This window comes from Bifidobacterium pullorum subsp. gallinarum (genome assembly GCF_000741215.1).
GTDB classification, from domain to species: Bacteria; Actinomycetota; Actinomycetes; order Actinomycetales; family Bifidobacteriaceae; genus Bifidobacterium; species Bifidobacterium pullorum_B.
Window position 1 is genome coordinate 100,901 of sequence record NZ_JGYX01000006.1, and the last position, 20,988, is coordinate 121,888.

The 20,988-nt window shown below is 60.8% G+C and carries 16 protein-coding genes and 2 pseudogenes; 14 read left to right on the forward strand and 4 right to left on the reverse strand.

Annotated features, from left to right (window positions below):
- Window positions 1–57 precede the first annotated feature (57 nt).
- Window positions 58–1,272: an ROK family transcriptional regulator gene (locus BIGA_RS07805; protein WP_051917186.1), complete on the reverse strand. Its 1,215-nt coding sequence runs from the start codon at window positions 1,270–1,272 to the stop codon at window positions 58–60.
- Between the two features lie 213 nt (window positions 1,273–1,485).
- Here BIGA_RS07805 and BIGA_RS07810 point away from each other — a divergent pair, with 213 nt between their 5' ends.
- From BIGA_RS07810 to BIGA_RS07850, 11 genes are all read left to right on the forward strand, one after another.
- Entirely contained in the window at window positions 1,486–2,784 is a 1,299-nt protein-coding gene (locus BIGA_RS07810; protein WP_051917187.1) for an ABC transporter substrate-binding protein, read from the forward strand.
- A 9-nt stretch (window positions 2,785–2,793) separates the two neighbouring features.
- Entirely contained in the window at window positions 2,794–3,693 is a 900-nt protein-coding gene (locus BIGA_RS07815; RefSeq protein WP_033507632.1) for a carbohydrate ABC transporter permease, read from the forward strand.
- The gene (locus BIGA_RS07820; RefSeq protein WP_033507631.1) at window positions 3,693–4,568 is read left to right on the forward strand and encodes a carbohydrate ABC transporter permease; all 876 of its coding nucleotides are present in this window, start codon (window positions 3,693–3,695) and stop codon (window positions 4,566–4,568) included. The genes BIGA_RS07815 and BIGA_RS07820 overlap by 1 nt, the downstream gene beginning before the upstream one ends.
- Before the next feature lie 229 nt (window positions 4,569–4,797).
- Window positions 4,798–5,049 (forward strand): winged helix-turn-helix domain-containing protein, encoded by a 252-nt coding sequence (locus tag BIGA_RS10175; RefSeq protein ID WP_081929588.1) that lies wholly within the window; start codon window positions 4,798–4,800, stop codon window positions 5,047–5,049.
- 162 nt (window positions 5,050–5,211) lie between these two features.
- Entirely contained in the window at window positions 5,212–5,958 is a 747-nt protein-coding gene (locus BIGA_RS09360) for an alpha/beta fold hydrolase (RefSeq protein ID WP_081929592.1), read from the forward strand.
- Window positions 5,959–6,001: 43 nt separating this feature from the next.
- Complete coding sequence (locus BIGA_RS09545; protein ID WP_156098672.1) at window positions 6,002–6,484, forward strand: alpha/beta fold hydrolase; 483 nt, start codon at window positions 6,002–6,004, stop codon at window positions 6,482–6,484.
- On the forward strand, window positions 6,453–6,746 hold the full coding sequence (locus tag BIGA_RS09550) for a hypothetical protein (RefSeq protein ID WP_156098674.1): 294 nt from the start codon (window positions 6,453–6,455) through the stop codon (window positions 6,744–6,746). The genes BIGA_RS09545 and BIGA_RS09550 overlap by 32 nt, the downstream gene beginning before the upstream one ends.
- A gap of 846 nt (window positions 6,747–7,592) precedes the next feature.
- The gene (locus tag BIGA_RS09035) at window positions 7,593–9,962 is read left to right on the forward strand and encodes a Sip1-related alpha-galactosidase (RefSeq protein WP_051917188.1); all 2,370 of its coding nucleotides are present in this window, start codon (window positions 7,593–7,595) and stop codon (window positions 9,960–9,962) included.
- A 489-nt stretch (window positions 9,963–10,451) separates the two neighbouring features.
- A complete protein-coding gene (locus tag BIGA_RS07840) occupies window positions 10,452–12,281 on the forward strand; it encodes an alpha-glucosidase (protein ID WP_034259896.1) in 1,830 nt (609 codons plus the stop codon).
- 189 nt (window positions 12,282–12,470) lie between these two features.
- Entirely contained in the window at window positions 12,471–13,736 is a 1,266-nt protein-coding gene (gene ilvA / locus BIGA_RS07845) for a threonine ammonia-lyase (RefSeq protein ID WP_033507975.1), read from the forward strand.
- Between the two features lie 157 nt (window positions 13,737–13,893).
- Entirely contained in the window at window positions 13,894–15,081 is a 1,188-nt protein-coding gene (locus BIGA_RS07850) for an IS256 family transposase (RefSeq protein WP_034259567.1), read from the forward strand.
- 52 nt (window positions 15,082–15,133) lie between these two features.
- Here the strand turns inward: BIGA_RS07850 and BIGA_RS07855 are convergent.
- Together BIGA_RS07855 and rfbB are read right to left on the reverse strand one after the other, a co-directional pair.
- Window positions 15,134–15,955 (reverse strand): annotated as a pseudogene (locus BIGA_RS07855) (dTDP-4-dehydrorhamnose 3,5-epimerase family protein); the annotation flags it as partial.
- A 131-nt stretch (window positions 15,956–16,086) separates the two neighbouring features.
- The gene (gene rfbB, locus BIGA_RS07860) at window positions 16,087–17,109 is read right to left on the reverse strand and encodes a dTDP-glucose 4,6-dehydratase (RefSeq protein ID WP_034259899.1); all 1,023 of its coding nucleotides are present in this window, start codon (window positions 17,107–17,109) and stop codon (window positions 16,087–16,089) included.
- A gap of 183 nt (window positions 17,110–17,292) precedes the next feature.
- Here rfbB and BIGA_RS09620 point away from each other — a divergent pair.
- A pseudogene (locus BIGA_RS09620) lies at window positions 17,293–18,000 on the forward strand (IS256 family transposase); the annotation flags it as partial.
- Window positions 18,001–18,422: 422 nt separating this feature from the next.
- Window positions 18,423–19,598, forward strand: a complete 1,176-nt coding sequence (locus BIGA_RS07870; RefSeq protein ID WP_162175553.1) for an IS3 family transposase — start codon at window positions 18,423–18,425, stop codon at window positions 19,596–19,598.
- On the opposite strand, the gene BIGA_RS07875 is transcribed toward BIGA_RS07870, so the two are convergent.
- Window positions 19,574–20,488, reverse strand: coding sequence for an IS3 family transposase (locus BIGA_RS07875; RefSeq protein ID WP_237744091.1), 915 nt, complete (start codon window positions 20,486–20,488; stop codon window positions 19,574–19,576). The genes BIGA_RS07870 and BIGA_RS07875 overlap by 25 nt on opposite strands.
- A gap of 141 nt (window positions 20,489–20,629) precedes the next feature.
- On the opposite strand from BIGA_RS07875, the gene BIGA_RS07880 reads away from it, so the two are divergent.
- Window positions 20,630–20,988 (forward strand): IS256 family transposase (locus tag BIGA_RS07880; protein WP_034259901.1); only part of this gene is annotated, 359 nt, incomplete at its 3' end.

Consider the following 20,988-nt stretch of genomic DNA (forward strand, 5'->3'; position numbering starts at 1 on the left):
CTCAGCCCGCTCAGGCCGTGTTGTTCACTGCCGTGAAGCGGTAACGCGGCGACCGCGTCAGCGCTTGATGTAGCGGATGAGGACGCGGCTGGCCGCCGCCTTGGCCCAGAGCGCCCAATCGTGGTCGATGATCTCGAAGATCACCGGGGCGCTCTGGTTGTGCCGGTAGTTGTTGATGCCGTCGCGGATGGCGTCGGTGCCTAACCGGGCGATGAACGCGGACTCGCCGGCGATCATCACCTTGTCCGGCATGGCCAGGTTGGCGATGGCGGCGATCAGCGTGCCCAGCCGGAAGCAGGTGCGGTTCACCAGTCTGGTGGCCAGCGCCCGTCCCGCTCGGGCATCGCGACCGAAGTCGTCGAAGGTGACGGCCTTGCCGATCATCTGCGAGTATTCCTCCGCAATGGAGTCGCTGGTCAGGCATTGCGCGCAGCCGCGGTGCCCTGACACGCAGCGGGGGCCGTCCGGGTCGATCAGGATATGTCCGGCCAGACCGTATGTCTTGTCGGGGTAGTTGATCGGCGTGCCGTGGAAGGCCAGCGAATAGCCGATGCCGGTCCCGATGGTGAGGATCGCGAAGTTGTCATACCCCACGCCGCCGCCGAACCAGCAGGCGTCGACGAGCAGCGAGTCGATGTCGTTGTACAGGCGCGTGGGCAGTCCGGTCGCCTGCTCGACGAGTGCGGCGAACGGTATCCGCCCCTCCCAGTGCAGGAACGGCGCGAAGGTCACGATGGTGTCGTCTACGATATGGCCGCCGACGGCGATACCGATGGCCGTCGGCGTTGGCAGGTGCGCATCCGCCAGATCGGCCGTGCATGCGGTCACCAGTTCGGCGACGGTATGAGCCAGGACGTCAGGCGTCTGTTCTGCGATCGCGTGGCTGTGCGGGCGTGAGACGATGATGCTGCGCGCGTCGATGGCGACCGCGGTGGCCAGGTGCGCGTTGATTTTGACGCCGACGAAGGTGCGCGCGTTCTGACGGATGCGCAGCGCGGTCTGCGGTCTGCCGCGCCGCTCGCGTGGCTCGGCGGCTCCGTCGGGTTCCGTGGAGGACTCCTCGACGACGCCGTCGTAGATCAGGTCGCTGGTGATGCGCGACAGTGCGCCTTGGGACAGCCCCAGGTCCTGGGCCAGCGTGGTCCGGGCGATCGGCCCGTGCTTGAGGATGGCGGCGGCGACGCGGTGGGTGTGGTCCGACCGGTGGAACCAGTGGGGGAACTCCATGACGTGGAGGTCGGTTCGGTCTGTGCGGCTGAGGTTGGTGTCCATACATCTCCCTGACGTGTGTGCTGATTACCAGTATAGGTATTTTCTTTCCGTCTGAAAGAAATGACGGTCCATTTTGTTGCGGATTGGTGGTGGGCACGCCAAGACTGGGAATGAAAAAGCCGGGGTGGCACCGTTGAACACGGGACAGGGTAACGATGCCCTGGCCGGGACATGAGGATAAAGGAGTCGATAATGCAACCTGTTTTCCGTACGATGCGGTGGTCCGCCGCGGAGCCGGGACGGCAACACCCGGCATCGCGCTGGCCGCGTCGCCTCGCCGGAGCCGCCGTTGCGGTCGCGTTGGGTGCATCCCTTGCGGGATGTGGTGCGGCTGATGCTGGCACGGTGACGATTGATTTCTTCCAGTACAAGACCGAAGCCAGCGACTGGTTCACGCAGAAGGCGCGGGAATTCGAGGAGACGCATCCGAATATCAAGATCACGGTGAACAACTCCCCGAACGCGGTCACCGATCTGCGCACCCGTCTGGTCAAGGACCGCGAGCCGGACGTGATCACCATCAACGGCGACATCAACTACGGTCTGTTGGCCGAGGCCGGCGTGTTCCATGATTTCACCGACGATCCGATCGTCGACGAGCTGAACGAGGGCATGGTCAACATCGCCAAGAACCTCGTGCAGACCGACGACCCGGACGGCAAGCGCCTGTACGCGATCCCGTACGCGGGCAACGCCTCCGGATACATCATCAACGTGGAGCTGTGGGAGTCGGTCGGTCTGGACCCGTACAACCCCCCTACCACCTGGTCGGAGTATCTGGACGCGCTCCAGACGTTCAAGGACGCCGGCATCACCCCGGTGGAGGCGTCGATGGCCGAGGCATGGACCCTGCAGGCGCCGCTGTCGTCGCTGAACTCCACGCTGGTGCCGGAGAGCGAATACCAGAACATCAAGGACGGTACCAAGACCTTCGGTGACCTGTGGCGGCCGGTGAGCGAGAAGCTCGTCGAGATCTTCCAGAACTACACGCAGACCAATCCTTCGGTCACCTACCAGCAGGCCACGCAGGACTTCGCCAACGGCAAGGCGGCCACCCTGCCGCTGGGCACCTACGCCATCCCGCAGGTGCGACTGATCAACCCGGATATGGAGCTGGTCTTCGCGCAGATGCCGGCCACCGACGACGCGGACGAGCAGAAGCTGACCGCCGGCGACGACGTGATGCTGACCATCGGCGCGCACACCGACCATTACGACGAGGCCCGCGAGTTCGTGGACTTCCTGATGGAGGAGAAGACGCTCGAGGACTACTGCGACGCGCAGTCCGCATTCGGCCCGCTCAAGGAGACCTACGTGGGCGAACCGGCGCTGGAGACCGTGCTGCCGTTCTTCGAGGAGAACCGGATCACCGACTTCTGCGACCACTACATGTCCTCGTCGATCAACATCGCCGGCTTCCTGCAGACGCTGGTGAACACCGGCAACGTCGACCAGTTCCTCAACTCGATGCAGACCGAGTACGACAAGGTCCAGGCCCGTAACTTCAGGTAGGAGACAACAATGGCAAAGGCAACAAAGAAAAAGGTCAGCCGGTACTCCACCCGCAAGGTCGATCCGGCGTTCTACTGGATGACCGTGCCCGCGGCGATCCTGGTCGCGATCTTCCTGTACTGGCCGTTCCTGCAGGGCGCGTTCTACTCGCTCACCAACTCGCAGGGATACGGCACCTGGGATTTCATCGGTCTGAAGAACTTCATCGCGATGTTCTCCGACAGCCGCGTGGGCAACGCGTACATCTTCACCATCGTGATGGCGGTGGTGATCACCATCGGGCAGAACTTCCTCGGCCTGTTCCTGGCGGTGCTGCTCAACTCGAAGATCGCGTTCAAGAACGGCTTCCGTGCAATCTTCTTCGTGCCGTACACGCTGGCCGTGCTGGTCATCGGCTACGTGTTCAAGTACATCTTCATGGTCCCGATCCCCGAGATCGGCCAGGCGCTCGGCATCGACTGGCTGTCCACGTCGCTGCTGACCAACCCGGATCTGGCGTGGTTCCCGATCGCGTTCCTGTCGATCTGGCAGGGCGTGGCCTACTCCACGCTGCTGTACCTGGCCGGCCTGCAGACCATCGACACCGAGGTCTATGAGGCGGCCGACATCGACGGCGTGAACGCCTGGCAGAAGTTCTGGCAGATCACGTTCCCGCTGATTGGCCCCTTCTTCACGATCAACATGGTGCTCAGCCTGAAGAATGCCCTGAGCATGTTCGACCAGGTCATCGCCCTGACCGGCGGCGGTCCGGATTCCAAGACCGAAACGGTCTCGTACCTCATCTTCCAGAACGGCCTGGGCAACGGCGAGTACGCCTACCAGATGGCCAACGCCGTGACGTTCTTCATCGTCCTGGCCATCCTCGCATTCATCCAGTTGAAGTTCTTCAGCGGCAAGGAGCAGATCTGATGACCAGCACAACGAAGTCGCCCAAGGCGGCGAAGCGGTACACCAAGAGCGAGGGGTTCCGCAAGGATCATAAGATTAACTGGTGGCTGACCGCGGTCGTGGCCGTGTTCTCGCTGACCATCCTCATCCCGCTGTACTTCACGATCGTCACCGCGCTGAAGACGCCGGCCGAGGCCGGCACGTTCAGCCTGCCGACCACCTGGGAATGGCATAACTTCGCCGATGCGTGGAACTACATCAACTATCCGAAGGCGGCGCTCAACTCGGCGATCATCACCGTGGTGGCCGTCTGCCTGACGCTGCTGACGAACACGTTCGTGGCGTATGCGGTGGCCCGGAACATGGACAAGCGGTTCTTCCGCTTCCTGTACTACTTCTTCCTGGCCATGATGTTCGTGCCGTTCACCGTCATCATGCTGCCGATCGCGCATCAGATGGGTTCGCTGCATCTGGACAACCAGCTCGGACTGATGCTGCTGTACACCATCCTGGGCCTGGGCACCAACCTGTTCATCGCCATCGGTTTCATCCGCTCGATCCCGGTGTCGTTGGAGGAGGCCGCCCGCGTGGACGGCGCCAGCACCTGGCGCATCTTCTGGACCATCATCTTCCCGCTGATGGGCCCGATCAACTCCACGATCGCCATCCTGACCGTGCTGTGGGCGTGGAACGACTTCCTGCTGCCGTTGATCACGCTGACCGATCAGGGCAACCAGACGATCCCGCTGGCGCAGTACGTGTTCCAGAGCCAGTTCACGTCGAACTATCCGATGGCGTTCGCCTCCTACCTGATGGCGATGGCCCCGGTGCTCATCGTCTACGTCTTCGCTCAGAAGTGGGTCATCAGTGGCGTAATGAGGGGCGCGGTCAAGTAACGGACAGCCCAGTGGGCTGTCCGTTGACCGCGCCGAGCGCCCCACCAAGGGGCGCGAGGTAATGATGAGTCGGCCGCAGGCCGTCCATCATTGCAGGACGCGGTCAAGTAGACAGCCCGGTGGCTATGGGGGTGTTGGTGGGTTAACCCACCAACACCCCTTTATTGGCTCTTCCGGTTTTGGCGTGTAGGTGGAGGGTAGGGGCCGCGTTGTTTTATTGGTTGTGTGAATGGAAAATCGAATAAGACAACGCGTCCTGGTAACGAGTGTATCGCGTTTGACGGTCGCGAACCGGCCCGTTGGCACCGGTTTTTCAACCGTTGACTACTGTGTGCTGTGCATAATCCCGCGCAAATGGGCCTGTTCTGTTGTCAGTATCATCCACCAGCTCCGCAAGAAGATAGAGCCTGATCCGGCGCAGCCGGTTTATATCCAGACCGTGATCCATACCGGATATAAGTTCGTCATACCAAAGGAATAAAGGACAGGAACCCGCTGGCCTTCACCGGCTGCCGGGTTACGCTTTCTTATTTAGTAGCTGCAGATATTTTTATCAGGAATAATGAAAATATCTTCTCAATGGCTGACAGAAAAGGTATCATGAGGAAAAGACAAATTTGATTTTTACAGCGAGGTGAAAAGGTTGAACTATGTTGAATATGGGAAAGGAAATAGTAATGTAATTATCCTCTTACATGGAGGTGGTTTGTCATGGTGGAATTACAAAGAAATTGCTGAAATGCTACAAACGAATTATCATATAATTATACCTATATTAGACGGTCATGCAGGAAGTGATAAACGATTTACAACGATAGAAAATAACGCTTTAGAGATTATAGAATTTATAAATGATAAACTGGATGGTTCCGTTTTATTGATTGGAGGACTATCACTTGGAGGACAGATTTTACTTGAAATTTTATCTCAACGTAAGGATATATGTAAGTATGCAATAGTGGAAAGCGCACCTGTAATACCTTCAAAATTCACATATTTTATGATTAAGCCTGCGTTTGGGGGTTGTTATGGTTTGATAAAATATAAATGGTTTTCAAAATTACAATTCAAATCATTGCGAATAAAGCAGCATTTGTTTGATAATTATTACAAAGATACTTGTGCAATAACAAAAGGCGATATGATTGCTTTTTTACAGGAAAACTCATTATATTCCTTAAAAGATGGGATTGAAGAGAGCGAAGCAATAGTTCATATTTTTGTCGGAGAAAAAGAAAATCACTCAATGAAAAAGTCAGCAGAACTAATTCATAAAAAACTACAGAATAGTTCTATACAAGTTCTTCCTAATATGTATCATGGAGAGTTTTCAATAAACCATGCAGGTGATTATGTAAGAAGACTATTAGAAATAATAGAACAAAGATAAATTCCAATTTGTGTAAGCAAAGAGGGGGCTTAAAATGCGTATTTTGGAATATGGCAATACAAATAATCCAACAATAATGCTTGTTCATGGTTTTGAAAGTCCATATCAAATATGGATTGATTATATAGAGCATTATAAAGAGAGCTATCATATTCTTGTGCCAATTTTGCCGGGACATGATGTGCAGGAGAAGTCCGAGTTCAATTCCTTTGATGATACTGCAAAAGAGATAGAAAATTATTGTATATCAAAATCTATTAACCATATATACGCAATTTATGGAATGAGCATGGGTGGAGTTTTAGCATCGTATTTATGGAAAAACAAAAGGCTTACCTTTGAAAAGGTTATTTTAGAAAGCTCACCACTTTTACCATTTGGAAAATATATGACTCAAATGCTTATAAAACAGTACTTGTCTATAACAAAAAAAGCAAGAGAACGAAATCAAAAAAGTGGTACGAAACGCAATAAATACAATGGTAACAGAAGATATGTTGGATGTGTTTTTAGAGCTGTTAGATAATATATCAGATGAAACCATAAAAAAATATTTATATGCAGTTGGACAATTTAAACTTCCTTCAGATATTGATACGCCCAATACACAGATTATTTATTTTTATGGTGGAAAGATAAATGAATTTGTTTTTAGAAACGTAGCTAAATATATCAAGAAAAATTATAAAAATTCCATAACTATTTGTTCAAAAGGAAAGGGACATTGTGAGGACGCATTACTGCATTCAAATGAGTGGATTGATCGACTGGATAAATATATTATCTAGTATTGCAAATCCTAATTTGCTAAAATCTATAAACGTTAAAAAACGGGAATCCGATAGCCTACCGGCTGTCGGGTTCCTTTTTCTTTTCACCCTCGACTTATTCTGTCGAGATTTGATGATTATTCTGACCGTGTTCCTATCGCAGACAAACTTCCCCATGATTTGACAACGATATATTTTTCTTAGATTCCATAAGGAGGAATCCGTTCTGATTGAACGGCAGCTTTGCAGTCCATTTGAACGAATGATAAATTTAGCCGCCGTTTCTTTTCAAGGATAAACTTAAAAGAAAATGACGACTATTCCCCGACAAAGTACACGGCGGCACTAGGAGGTGTTGACCGTGTTTTCTATGTCTCAATGTCGAATTTCGACAGATTTTGTGTGTGGCAAAATTCCCATCCAAAACCACAGATACCGTTCATTCCCTTATGCTCTGGCAACGGTTTTCTGCGGCCTTTTTCCTAAGAAATCCCCGGCAGGTTTTTGGTTTCCCAGCCTGTCGGGGTTTTTGCAAATTTTTCTAAAAAAGTTTTCTCTGTTTTCCAAATTTCCTTCTGTCGTCAAAGTGATATTGCGCGAAAGGAAGGTAAGCCATTATGAAAAAGCAAGTATCTGATCCAGTAACAATCCAGCATCAATTTTATTCCTTTGTCAAAAAAGTTCTTGCCGGAGAAGTCAAGTCCTATCGCGCAGAAATGGCAAGACAGTCCGCCAAAGAAGCTCTGTTGCCGCCGTCTTTTCAACCGTTGACTTGTGTGTGCAGAAGGCCCGTTCCCCGCCCGCATCTTCAACTGTTGATAATCTGGCGTTATGCGCCGCCGTCAGCCAACGAAGAAGACCGCCATGCCCGACACCGTTGTTCTGGACTCCCCGCCCAGCCCCGCCGACCTCCACACGGCGGCGGACTGCCCGGTGGCTGTTCGCCAGGTGGCCGCGCAGATAATCAATGGAACCCGCGGCTACGGCGGCACCATAGGCCATGCCGTACTCCTGCCGGACAGTGTGGTCCGGATCGCCGCCGAACCCGACGCGGATTGTCCGACGTGGCGCATCGACGTGCACGCCGCGGTTCCGCAGCCGGACGGTTATGACAAACGATTCCAAGAGCAGGACACATTCGACCCCGACTGCGCGCTTGAGATGGCACTCGACGTCCGGCCTGCGCCGCATGGCCCGATGCTGTGCCTGTATCAGCACAAGGAATGGTGGATGCGCCCGGCATGGTGCACCAATCCCGCCGATATCCCGCCCCGCACGCAGCTGGTGCTGTGGCGCAGCGACGAACGTGGCGACCTTCCCGCAGCGGCTAAGACCGACGCGCCGACGGGTGTCGTCTTGGCGGGCGGCAAACCGCAGCAGGACACCGATGAGCCTGCTCCCGTCGCAACGTGGACCGCCGTCATGGCATTCAGCGGCGATGATATCCGCGCAGACCTGCATGGCGATATAGGACCGGAATCCGACGGACAGAAGTCCGTCGACGGTGGTACCTCCGGCGGCAACTTGCCATCCGGCGGCAACGTCGTCGGCTCGTCCGTTGCCGGCATCATCGACCCATCCACTATTAGCGGCCGTTTCCGGCTCAACGTCGCCTCCAACCGCGCGGGCCGCACCGCGCTCGCCGATACCGTCGCCTACGTGGCGCAGGGCGCCGATCCGTACGCCGTCATCCGCGCCTGTGTCGCGGCCGGCGCGCGTCGCAGCGGCATCGCCACGGTCGACCGACGGCCGCTGCCGGAAGCCCTGTCCGGGTTCGGCTGGTGCACGTGGGACTCGCTCGGCCGTGACGTCAGCGAGGCCGCGATCATCGAGAAGATGGAGGAGTTCCGTGCCAAGGGCGTCCCCGTGTCCTGGGTCATGATCGATGACGGCTGGTCGCGCACCGACCGCGAGGCCGAAACATTGATCGGGCTTGATGCGGACCCCGAACGGTTCCCGCACGGTCTGGCGCACACCGTCGATCTGCTGCGGGAACGGTACGGCGTGCGCCACGTCGGCGTCTGGGCCGCGTTCCAGGGCTACTGGAGCGGCCTGGAGCCGAGCGGGCAGGCGGTGGCGCTGATTGGCGCCGAGCATCTGACTGCGACGTCGAACGGCTGCCTGATCCCCGGCCCCGGCCGCCGGCGGGCGACGATGTTCTGGGCGACATGGCTGTCACTGCTGAGGGACATGGGCATCGACTGCGTCAAGATCGATTCGCAGAGTTCCATGTCCACGATGACCCGCGGCGTGGAAAGCTACGGCGAAGCGACCATCGAACGCCATGCCGCGCTCGATCGACTGGTCGAAACTGAAATGGGCGGCGCGATAATCAACTGCATGGGCATGGCGCCGGAGAGCTATTGGCATAGGCCGGTCTCCGCGGTGACCCGCACCAGCGACGACTTCCTGCCGCACGACCCGGCGTCCTTGGCCGAGCATCTGTTGCAGAACGCGTACTGCTCGCTGTTGATGGGGGAGTTGTACCGCTGCGATTGGGACATGTTCTGGACCAGTCATCCGCATGCGCGGACCCATGCGCTGATGCGTGCGCTGAGTGCGGGTCCGGTCTACTGTTCGGATGCCGCCGGGCGGACCGATCCGGCTGTGCTCGGCCCGTTGCTGTTGAACGATGGTCGTGTGCCCAGACCGGATACGGCCTCGGTGCCGGTGCCGTCGGCGTTGCTGGCCGATCCGACGTGTGCGGAGTCGGCCTGGTGCGTGACCGCAACGTGCGGCGACTGGCGGCTGCTGGCATTCGTCGGGATGAACCCCGACCAGCCGCAGCGGATCCGGTTGCGTGAGGCGTTGCGGGGGCTGCCGGCATGCGCGGACGGCGGCGAACGCTGGGTTGCGGACCGGGAGGCGATGACCGCGGAACGGCTCCGCCCGGGCGTCGATGAGGGGAACGCCGGGCCGCTGTTGGCGTATGGCGAGTCTCGGCTGTACTACGTGTGGAGTGGGCCGCGGGATGCGGCGGTGATGCCGCTCGGGTTGATCGACAAGATCGTGGCCCCCGCCACGGTTGCCAGTGGCGCCGGCGACGACCAGGTGTCCGGTTCGGCGGCGGTGACGGTGACGTTGGCGGAACCGGGGCGATTCGCGTTCCTGGATCCCGATGCGCGGTGCGTGGACGTGCGTTGCAACGGGGAGACGGTGCCCGTACATCGGAACGGGGCGTTGTGCATGGCGGATTGCGACGATACCAGGGTGGATATCCGCTGGAAGGCATGACCGGGATGCCGACTGTGGGCCGACGATGCCGGTCAGCAGCCGTGGCACCGGTTGTCGGGTTGTCGGTAGGCGTTGCGCTGGCCGGAGGGCGTTGCGCTGGTCGGTGGGCGTGATGCCGGCCGGCGCGGCACTGAACTGTCGCTGGTGCAGGCCTGCTGGCCGGTGCCGGCCGGGAGGGAGTGTATGCGTATTCAAAATGGCTGTGCGATGACCAGAGATTACATGATTCCAATGCGTGCCGAAACGGCGTTGTTCTGCGGAAAATGGTATGGAAACGCGGGATTGACGGCCTGTTGAAGATGGTGGATACTGGGAGAGCGATACCGGACGTCTGGAATGTAAGCGTATGCAACACGATGGTCGTCCGGGGCAATGCAGCAGGAATCAAATCGATGACGTAACGGTTCGTCGCCATCCACGGCGGCGGCCGCAAGATTGGCAGGCACAGCGGGCTCGTGGCGGAACCGCTGGCAGGAAAGGAAGGACCCTATGACCACTCCGCAGCGTACTGCACTGCCCGACTCGGTGCGTACGAACGGCGCGACCCCGAACCCCTGGTGGGCGAACGCGGTCGTCTACCAGATCTATCCGCGCAGCTTCCAGGATTCCAACAACGACGGCATGGGTGACATCAAAGGCATCACCTCGCGCCTGGACTATCTGGCTGGCCTGGGCGTGGACGTGCTGTGGCTGTCCCCGGTGTTCAAGTCCCCGCAGGACGACAACGGCTATGACATCGCCGACTATCAGGACATCGACCCGATGTTCGGCACGCTCGCCGATGTGGACGAGATGCTGGCCGCGGCCCACAAGCGCGGCCTGAAGGTCATCATGGATCTGGTGGTCAACCACACCTCCGACGAGCACGCCTGGTTCCAGGCCTCGCGCGACAAGAACGACCCGCACGCCGACTGGTACATCTGGCGTCCCGCGCGTGAGGGCCACGAGCCCGGCACGCCCGGCGCCGAACCGAACCGCTGGGGCTCCTACTTCGGCGGCTCCGCCTGGCAGTATGACGAGCGGCGCGGCGAATACTTCCTGCACCAGTACTCCAAGAAGCAGCCGGACCTGAACTGGGAGAACCCGGACGTGCGCCATGCGGTGTACGCCATGATGAACTGGTGGATGGATCGCGGCATCGACGGCTTCCGCATGGACGTGATCACCCAGATCTCCAAGACCTACGACGCCAACGGCAAGCTGCCGGGCGAATCCGGTTCCCTGATCGAGGATTACCCGGTGGGCGAGGAGGGCTACTCGTCGCCGTTCCCGTGGTGCTCCGACGGGCCGCGCGTGGACGAATACCTGCAGGAGATGCGCCGCGAGGTGTTCGCCGGCCGCGACGGGTTCATCACCGTGGGCGAGGCCCCGGGCGTGGATGCGGTCCGCAACGGCGTGATCACCGACCCGAAGAACGGCGAGCTCGACATGCTCTTCGTGTTCACCCATATGGACGTGGACTGCGACGGCACCAAGTGGAACCCCGTGCCGCTCAAGCTCACCGCGCTCAAGCAGACGCTCGGCGACCAGCAGCGCGCGGTGTGCAAGGCCGGCTGGACGAGCCTGTTCTTCTGCAACCACGATCAGCCGCGCGTGGCCTCCCGCTGGGGCGACGAGTCGCCGCGCTCCGCCAAGGCCATCGGCCTGCTGCTGCACATGCACCGCGGTACCCCGTACATCTATCAGGGCGAGGAGCTGGGCATGACCAACGCCCACTTCACCCGCCTCGACCAGTACCGCGACCTGGAGACCCTGAACGCCTACCGCCAGCGTGTGGAGGAGGCCCAGGTGCAGACCGCCGAATCGATTATGGACGCGTTCGCCAAGCGCAGCCGCGACAATGCGCGCACGCCGATGCAATGGGACGATTCCGCCTATGCCGGCTTCATGGATGCGGACGCCGCCGTCGGGCCGTGGATTTCGGTCAACCCGAACCACGACGCCATCAACGCGGCCGCCGAGGTCAACGACCCCGACTCCGTGTACGCGTTCTACCGGCGACTCATCGCACTGCGGCATGAGGACCCGGTGGTGGCCGCCGGCGATTGGGAACTGATCGACGCCGACAGCGAGCAGGTCTACGCGTTCACCCGCACGCTCGGCGGCGAACGACTGCTGGTCATGGTGAACATGACCGCCGCCGAAACCGCCGTGCCCGCCGAGTCCGCCGCCCTGCTGCCGGCCGATCCCACGGCCGACGCGGTGGTGATCGACACCTACGACGCGCCCGCCGGCGACGGCTATGACGTCGCCCACGCGGTCGCCTCCCTCAAGGCCGGTACGTTGGCCCCGTGGGAGGGCATCGTCGTCCGTATCTGACCGGTGCGGCCCCGCCGACTTCGAACTCGTCGGTAATCGCCTGTCGCGGCACATACCCCCACCCGCGGGGGTATGTGCCGCTTGGCGTATATGCGGGGCGCAAGTTCCCCGGCTGAACGGAGGATGCGCCCGACGGCGAAAATGGACGCCGGCGGACGCGGTTCGCCGCACCCGCCTACAATGCCGTGTATGGAACAGAAAGACGTCCTCAAAGCATTGCAGCGCGACCACGCCGCCGAACTGAAGCTCGCCGCCGAGCGCCTGAGCGGCACGGCCAAGCACACGGAGATCATCCCCTCGCCGGTCCTGTCGGAGATGACCGGCCACACGATACTGCTCAAGCCCGAGAACCTGCAGGTCACCGGATCGTTCAAGATCCGCGGCGCCTACAACAAGATCGCCTCCCTGAGCGAAGAGGAGCTGGCCCGCGGCATCGTCACCGCCTCCGCCGGCAACCATGCCCAGGGTGTGGCCTACGCCGCCCGCGAACGCGGCGCGAAGGCCACGATCCTGATGCCCACGATCACCCCGCCGTTGAAGGTCGACGCCACCAAGGCCTACGGTGCCGACGCGGTGCTGCACGGCGACGTGTTCGACGAGGCCGCCGCCTACGCCGCCGAGCTGAGCGAGAAGCAGGGCATGGTGTACGTGCCGCCGTTCGACGACTATGAGGTGCTGTGCGGCCAGGGCACGATCGCGATGGAGATCCTGGACGACGTGCCGGACGTCACCGACATCGTCGTGCCGCTGGGCGGCGGTGGGCTGGGTGCCGGCGTGGCGCTCGCCGTCAAGACGTTCCGCCCCGAGGTGCGGGTGATCGGTGCGATCCCGGAGGGTTCGCCCGCGTTCAAGAACTCGCTGGCTGCCGGCCGCGTGGTGGCCGCCGATCAGGTGGTCACCTCGGCCGAGGGTGTGGCCGTCAAGCGTCCGGGCGACCTGACCTTCGCCCTGCTCAACGAATTCCTGGATGATCTGGTCACCGTCAGCGAACGCGACATCAACGAGATGATCCTGCTCATGCTGGAGAAGCACAAGCTGGTGGTGGAGGCCGCGGGCGCGGTGTCCCTGGCGGCGCTGGAGCACCTGAACCTGCGTTCGCGCAAGTTCGCCTCCGCCCCCGGGCCGCATGTGGTCGTGCCGATCATCTCCGGCGGCAACATCGATACCGTCACCATCGGCGCGGTGATCCAGAAGGGCATGATCGCCCGCGGGCGCATCATGAACTTCGAGGTCGAGCTGCCGGACACCCCGGGCCAGCTCGTCAAGGTGGCCACCATCCTGGCGCAGGAGCGTGCGAACGTCATCGCCCTGGACCACGACCAGTTCAAGGCCAGCGGCGTCTACGCGAACGCCGTGGCGCTTGGCGTCACCGTGGAGACCAACGGCCCCGACCACATCGACCGCATCCTCGCCGCCCTGCGCGAGGCCGGCTACCAGCCGCGGCGGATTTACTGATTGTTGTGTTGCAATGTTGAATGGAATGCAGCGATTTGGATAACGCCCGGTTTGTTGCGCATTTTGGTTGAGGCTTGAGTTGAGAGACATGGTCCGTCGTCCGGGTACGATTTCAGTCGCCAAACCAAATCAACCTATTTAGGAAGGCGACGGAACCATGCCGAATCAGATTCTACAGGTCGACGAGAACATGCTCGAGACGAAGCTGGACCGGTTGGTGTCGGAGAAGGTCGAACAGCTGTTGAACGCGATGCTGGACGCGGAGGCCGACGAGATCACGGGCGCGGCCAGGTACGAGCGGTCCGGGGAGCGCAGGGCGTACCGGGCCGGCCACTACGAGCGGAACCTGACCGTGAAGGCCGGGACCATGACCCTGAAGGTCCCGAAGCTCAAGGGCGCGCTGTTCGAGTCGGCGGTCATCGAACGATATCGCAGGAGGGAGGAGAGCGTCGAGGAGGCGCTGATCGACATGTACCTGGCGGGAGTGAGTACGCGTCAGGTCGACGACATCAGCAGGCTTTTGTGGGGAGAACGCATGCCCTCCCAGACGTTGAGCGACAAGCTCAAGAAGGTGTACGAGGACATCGACCGATGGCGGAATCGCCCATTGACGGACCGTTCGTACCCGTATCTGTTCGTGGACGGGGTGTGGCACAAACGCGCCTGGGGCGGGTCGGTCGAGAACGTGAGCGTGCTGGTCGCGATCGGCGTGGACGACACCGGGCATCGTGAGGTGATCGGCGTGACCGAGGGCATGAAGGAGGACAAGGCCAGCTGGGAGCAGTTCATCAGAAGCCTGATCGAACGCGGGCTGAAAGGCGTGCGCCTGGTCGTCGGCGACCGGTGCGCCGGGCTCGTGTCCACCGTGAACGCGATGCTGCCGGACGCCGGATATCAGCGGTGCATGGTCCACTTCATGCGCAACGTGCTCTCCAGGGTCAGCCACAAACACATGGCATGGGCCGCGTCGGCGCTCAAGGCCATATTCGCCATGGAATCCCGGGAATCCGCGTTGGAGAAGGCCGAATGCGTGGCCGCGCAGATGGAATCCACGGGATTGAAGGCCGCGGCCTCATGCCTGCGGGAGGGCGTCGGCGAGGCGACCACCTACCTGCTCGACGAGTATCCCGTCGAGCACCGGCGGCGGATCCGCACGAACAACATGATCGAACGGCTCAACCGGGAGATCCGCCGCAGGACGCGCGTGGTCGGCTCGTTCCCCGACGGCAGGAGCGCGCTCATGCTCGTCTGCGCGCGCATCCGATACGTCACCGCCAACCAATGGTCCACGCGCCGCTACCTGGACATGTCCCGGCTCGGTGACACCATGCAGACAACCGACTGAAACCGACCCGGCAACGGGCCAGACCGCTTTTGCGCAAGACTTCGGGCACAACCAGCAGGGCGGGTCCCTGCGCGTTGGCCTTCCACGCCAGCACGCGTCCCTCCGGGGTCTCGGCCTTGTCGACCGCGGTGTACGCGCCCGCGTTGATGACCGTGCCGTACAGGCTCCAGTCGAATTGGTCGTACTGTGCGGGGTCGGAGAAGTCGAACGTGTCGATGTCGTTGAACTCGAAACCCTCCAGACCATGCGCGTCCACGTAGTCGCGGATCGCATGGCCGAGCTGGCCGTTGCAGCCGGTGACCATCGTGCGGCGCGGCGCCATGGGCTTCGCATCCCTGAGCATCGGATGGTGCAGGTCCGCCTCGGACCGTTCGGAGTCCTCCAACGGGATCGGCCACTGGATGTGCAGGTCCGGGTCGGCGAGGTTCACGAACGTGTACGTCCTCTTCTGCTCCAGGCTCCAGTGCGCGTTCACGAGGTACGTGTACACGGTACCGTCCTCCAACGCCTGGAAGCTGTTGCCCACGCCACGCGGCACGTAGATCGCCTTCGACGGATCCAATATTGTCGTGTACACCTGGCCGAAGCTCTCGCCCGGACGCAAATCCACCCACGCGCCGAACACCGAGCCGGCCGCGATGGAAATGTACTTGTCCCACGGCTCCGCGTGGATGCCGCGCGTCACGCCCTTCTTCGCGTTGTAGCTGATGTTGTTCTGCACCGGCCCGAAATCAGGCAGGCCCAGGTCCGTCTGCTTCGCGCGCTGCCAGTTCTCCTTGAACCAGCCACGGTTGTCGCCATGCACCGGCAGGTCGAACACCAGCAGTCCCGGAATGTTCGTCTCCACGGCCCTCAGATCCTTCTCGAAATCCATCACTCACTCCATCCTCAAAAAACATCAAAAAACACGCGGAAACCGGCACGCCCGGACCCGCGTCCCCCACGCGGACGGACAAGGAAAGGGAGCATGATCCGATTCCCCCGCCCGTCCACGCGGTCCGGGCCTCACTGGCCCTGCTGCTTGTAACGCGCCTCGGTCGCGGCCTTGGCCGGCTCCCACCACGCACGGTTCTGCGTGTACCATTCGATCGTCTGCCTCAGGCCCGATTCGAAGTCGGTGTGCCTCGGCGTCCAGCCGAGCTCGGTGCGCAGCTTGGTCGAGTCGATCGCGTAACGGCGGTCGTGGCCCGGACGGTCCCTGACCCAGTCGAACGCGTCTTCCGACTGGCCCATCATCTTCAGGATCATGCGCAGCACGTCGATGTTGTTCCTCTCGCCGTTGGCACCGATCAGGTACGTCTCGCCGATGCGGCCCTTCGTGAGAATCGTCCACACGCCCGAGCTGTGGTCCTCGGTGTGGATCCAGTCGCGCACGTTCTCGCCCTTGCCGTACAGCTTCGGGCGGATGCCCTCGAGGATGTTGGTGATCTGGCGCGGGATGAACTTCTCCACATGCTGGTACGGGCCGTAGTTATTCGAGCAGTTCGAAATCGTGGCGCGGATGCCGTACGTGCGAGTCCACGCGCGCACCAGCATGTCGGACGCGGCCTTCGTGCTCGAGTACGGGCTGGACGGATGGTACGGCGTATGCTCCGTGAACCTGGCCGGATCATCCAACGCGAGATCGCCGTACACCTCGTCCGTGCTCACATGATGGTAACGGATACCATACTTCCTGACCGCCTCCAACAGGCAGAACGTGCCCTCCACATTCGTCCTCAAAAACGGTTCCGGATCCGCGATGGAATTATCGTTATGCGACTCCGCCGCGTAATGCACGATCGCGTCATGACCAGGCACGATCCTGTCCAACAGGTCCGCATCGCAGATATCACCCACGACCAGTTCCACACGATCCTCGGGCAGACCCGCGATGTTCTCCGGATTGCCCGCATACGTGAGCTTGTCCAACACGGTCACATGCACGTCCGGATGATGATCCACCACGTAATGCACGAAATTCGACCCGATGAAACCACAGCCACCGGTCACGATAATGTTCTTGGGAATAAACGTCTCTTCAGCCATAAAGCCTATCTTAATAGTAGGTCCCCCTCTTTTTTAGAAAAACGTGTTTCCGCCAACGAGATAACGTCCGAATTCTTGCGCATTTTCGGATTCCGGCCTTGACGGAAAGGGACATGGCCCGTGCCGGGTACGATTTTCAGTCGCCAGACAATGAAAACCGCGATTGGAAAGAGGCACGGAGCCATGTCCAAGGAAATCATACAGTTCGACCAGGCCATGTTCGAGAGCAAGCTCGACGCCATGGTGCGCGAGAAGGTCGATCGGATCGTCAACGCGATGCTCGACGCCGAGGCGGACGAGATCGCCAATGCCGCGAGATACGAGCGTTCCGGCGGACGGAAGGCGTACCGGGCCGGCCACTACGAACGGAGCCTGACCGCCAAGGCCGGCAAACTCGGGCTCAGGGTCCCCCAGCTGAAGGGCGCGGTCTTCGAGTCGGCCGTGGTCGAACGCTACCGCAGGCGCGAGGAGAGCGTCGAGGAGGCGCTGATCGACATGTACCTGGCCGGCGTGAGCACCAGGCGGGTCGACGACATCAGCCAATTGCTGTGGGGAGAGCGGATGCCCTCGCAGACGCTCTCCGACAAGCTCAAGAAGGTGTACGGGGACATCGACTCGTGGCGCACGAGGCCACTGGAGGGCGAGTACCCGTACGTGTTCATGGACGGCGTGTGGCACAAGCGCTCCTGGGGCGGGCACGTGGAGAACGTCAGCGTCCTCGTCGCCATCGGCGTCAACAAGGAGGGTCACCGGGAGGTCATCGGCGTGGCCGAGGGCATGAAGGAGGACAGGGACAGTTGGGAGCAGTTCGTCAGAGGCATGATCGAACGCGGTCTCAAGGGAGTGCGCCTGGTGGTCGGAGACCGGTGCGCGGGACTCGTGTCCACCGTCAAATTGGGGGTGGTGACGGAATGTTGGACTCCTTGGGCGGGAGGAGTCGTCATCGTGGCGAGGTATTCGAGGGAGCAGCGCAGGCGTGCGGTGGAGTTGTACGAGCGGTACGAGCATAGTGCGGCGGACGTGATCCGGGAGCTGGGCTATCCCAGCAAGGAGGCGTTGCGCATGTGGCATCGCGACTGGCTGGAGGAACGGCGCACGGGGATCCCCTCCAGTCGTGGCGAGCATTATTCGAGGTACACGGATGGTCAGAGGCGCGCGGCGGTGGAGCATTACCTGACACATGGCAGGCGTCTGAGCAGGACCATACGCCAAATGGGGTATCCCAGCCGTGAGGTGCTGGCGGCGTGGATTGACGAGCTGGCGCCCGGGGAGCGCGCGGTCAGCGCGGCCCGGTGGCGGACGAGGTCAGGCGTATGGCGGTGGCGCGGCTGGTCGCGGGCGGCGTCACGTCGCGGCAGGTCGCGGCCGAGGTGGGCGTGGAGGCGTCGGTCGTGAGAAACTGGAAGCGTCAACTGCTGCGAGAACCGGTATCGGAGGGCGATCCAGTGAGACCGGATGATCTGAGGGAAGAGGACGATGGCGCGGCCCGTCCGGATCATGACGTGCCGGACCTGGAGGGGCTGGTCGCGGAGCGTGATCGTGTACGCGCGGAGGTCGAGCGGCTGCGCAGGGAGAAACGGGAGGCGGAGATCGAGCTGTCGATCCTCAAGGGGGCGTTGGAATTGGTGGGAAAAGAGCGGGGCGCAGACCCGGACAATCTGACCAATAGGGAGAAGACGATCCTCGTCAAGGCCGTCAGTGCCGGACATGGCATCCCCGCGGGGCGTCTGCTCGCCCGGGTCGGTCTGGCGCGCAGCACCTACTACCATCAGTTGAACGCGATGAACAGGCCGGACAGGGACGAGGGGCTGCTCGCCCTGGTGCGCGACGTGTTCGAGAACAGCCTGCGCCGCTACGGCTACCGGCGGGTGTGGCTCGAACTGAGAAACGCCGGGATCGTCGTGTCCGCCAAAAGGGTCATGCGGCTGATGACGCGGCACGGGCTCGTCCCCTTGCTCAAGCGGGCCCGGCGCTACAGCTCGTACAAGGGCGAGCTGACCAAGGCGCCGGACAACCTCGTCAATCGCGTTTTCCATGCCGAGGAACCGAACCGGCTGTGGGTCACGGACCTGACGGAGTTCTCCATCCCCGCGGGCAAGGTCTACCTCAGTCCGGTGGTCGACTGCTACGACGGGATGCCGGTGGCCTGGACGATCGGCACGAGCCCGAACGCCGAGCTGGCCAACCGGATGCTCCGCGACGCGTGCTCCACGCTCGGCGACGGGGAGCATCCGGTCATCCACTCCGACCGCGGTTGCCACTACCGGTGGCCCGGGTGGATCAGCATCTGCAGGGAGAACGGGTTGACCCGGTCGATGAGTGCGAAGGGCTGCAGTCCGGACAACGCGGCCGCGGAAGGGTTCTTCGGGCATCTCAAGCAGGAGTTCTTCCACGGCCGGAGCTTCACGGGCGTCACCATCGAAGGGTTCGTCGAACGGGGCTGCGGACATTTTCTTGGAGATAATCACGCAGCCATTCCTTGGCTTTGACGGTATTGTACCGGGCTCATCCAACCAAGCGACTGTTTGATGCGCTCGTGGTTGTACCAGCGTATGTACTCATCGACCAAGGCGAGCACCTCGTTGCGGGTGTGTTCCTCCCACTTCTCGGGGTAGACCGCCTCGGTCTTCATCCTGCCGAAGAATCCCTCCGCGGCCGCGTTGTCCGGCGAACAGCCCTTCGCGCTCATGGAGCGCAGCCCGAAGCGTTCCATGAGCCCGAGCCATCCGGGCCACCGGTAATGGCATCCACGGTCGGAATGCACCAGGGGACGCGCGTTCCCCGGCAGCGTCGAGGCCGCTTTCTCCAGCATCCGGTTGGCCAGCTCCGCGTTGGGGCTGAAGCCGGCGGTGTATGCGACGATCTTGCCATCGAAGCAGTCGATCATCGGCGAAAGGTACACCTTCCCGTCCCTGGCCTTGATCTCGCTGATGTCCGTCAGCCACTTCTCGTTCGGACGCTCGGCCGTGAAGTCCCGGTCGACGAGATTGGCGGGAGCCGGCGTCGTCTCGCCCTCGTAGGAACTATACCTGCGTCGCTTGGGCACGTGCGCCACGAGCCCTTCCTCCGCCATGATCCTGCGGACCACCTTCTCCGATACGCCGGTCTTGAGCACCGCCTTGATCCTGCGGTACCCGTACCTGCCCTTGGAATCGGCGAACGCCCCGGCCACCTCTGCCCTGAGTCCGGCGTACTTGTCAACGCCGAGCCGGGCGTGGTGGTAGTGGTAGCTGCTGGGCGCGATGGCGAGCAAGCATGTCATCGAGCTGAGCGAATACGCCGGCCTCAACCGGTCGATCAACAGGGTCTTCTCCCTGTTCGACAGGCGCCGCAGGTCGGCGCCGGGGTCTTTTTTTACGACCTCCACCACCTCCCGCATCAACGCGTTCTCCAGCTCCAGTGATAACGCCCGGTTTGTTGCGCATTTTGGTTGAGGCTTGAGTTGAGAGACATGGTCCGTCGTCCGGGTACGATTTCAGTCGCCAAACCAAATCAACCTATTTAGGAAGGCGACGGAACCATGCCGAATCAGATTCTACAGGTCGACGAGAACATGCTCGAGACGAAGCTGGACCGGTTGGTGTCGGAGAAGGTCGAACAGCTGTTGAACGCGATGCTGGACGCGGAGGCCGACGAGATCACGGGCGCGGCCAGGTACGAGCGGTCCGGGGAGCGCAGGGCGTACCGGGCCGGCCACTACGAGCGGAACCTGACCGTGAAGGCCGGGACCATGACCCTGAAGGTCCCGAAGCTCAAGGGCGCGCTGTTCGAGTCGGCGGTCATCGAACGATATCGCAGGAGGGAGGAGAGCGTCGAGGAGGCGCTGATCGACATGTACCTGGCGGGAGTGAGTACGCGTCAGGTCGACGACATCAGCAG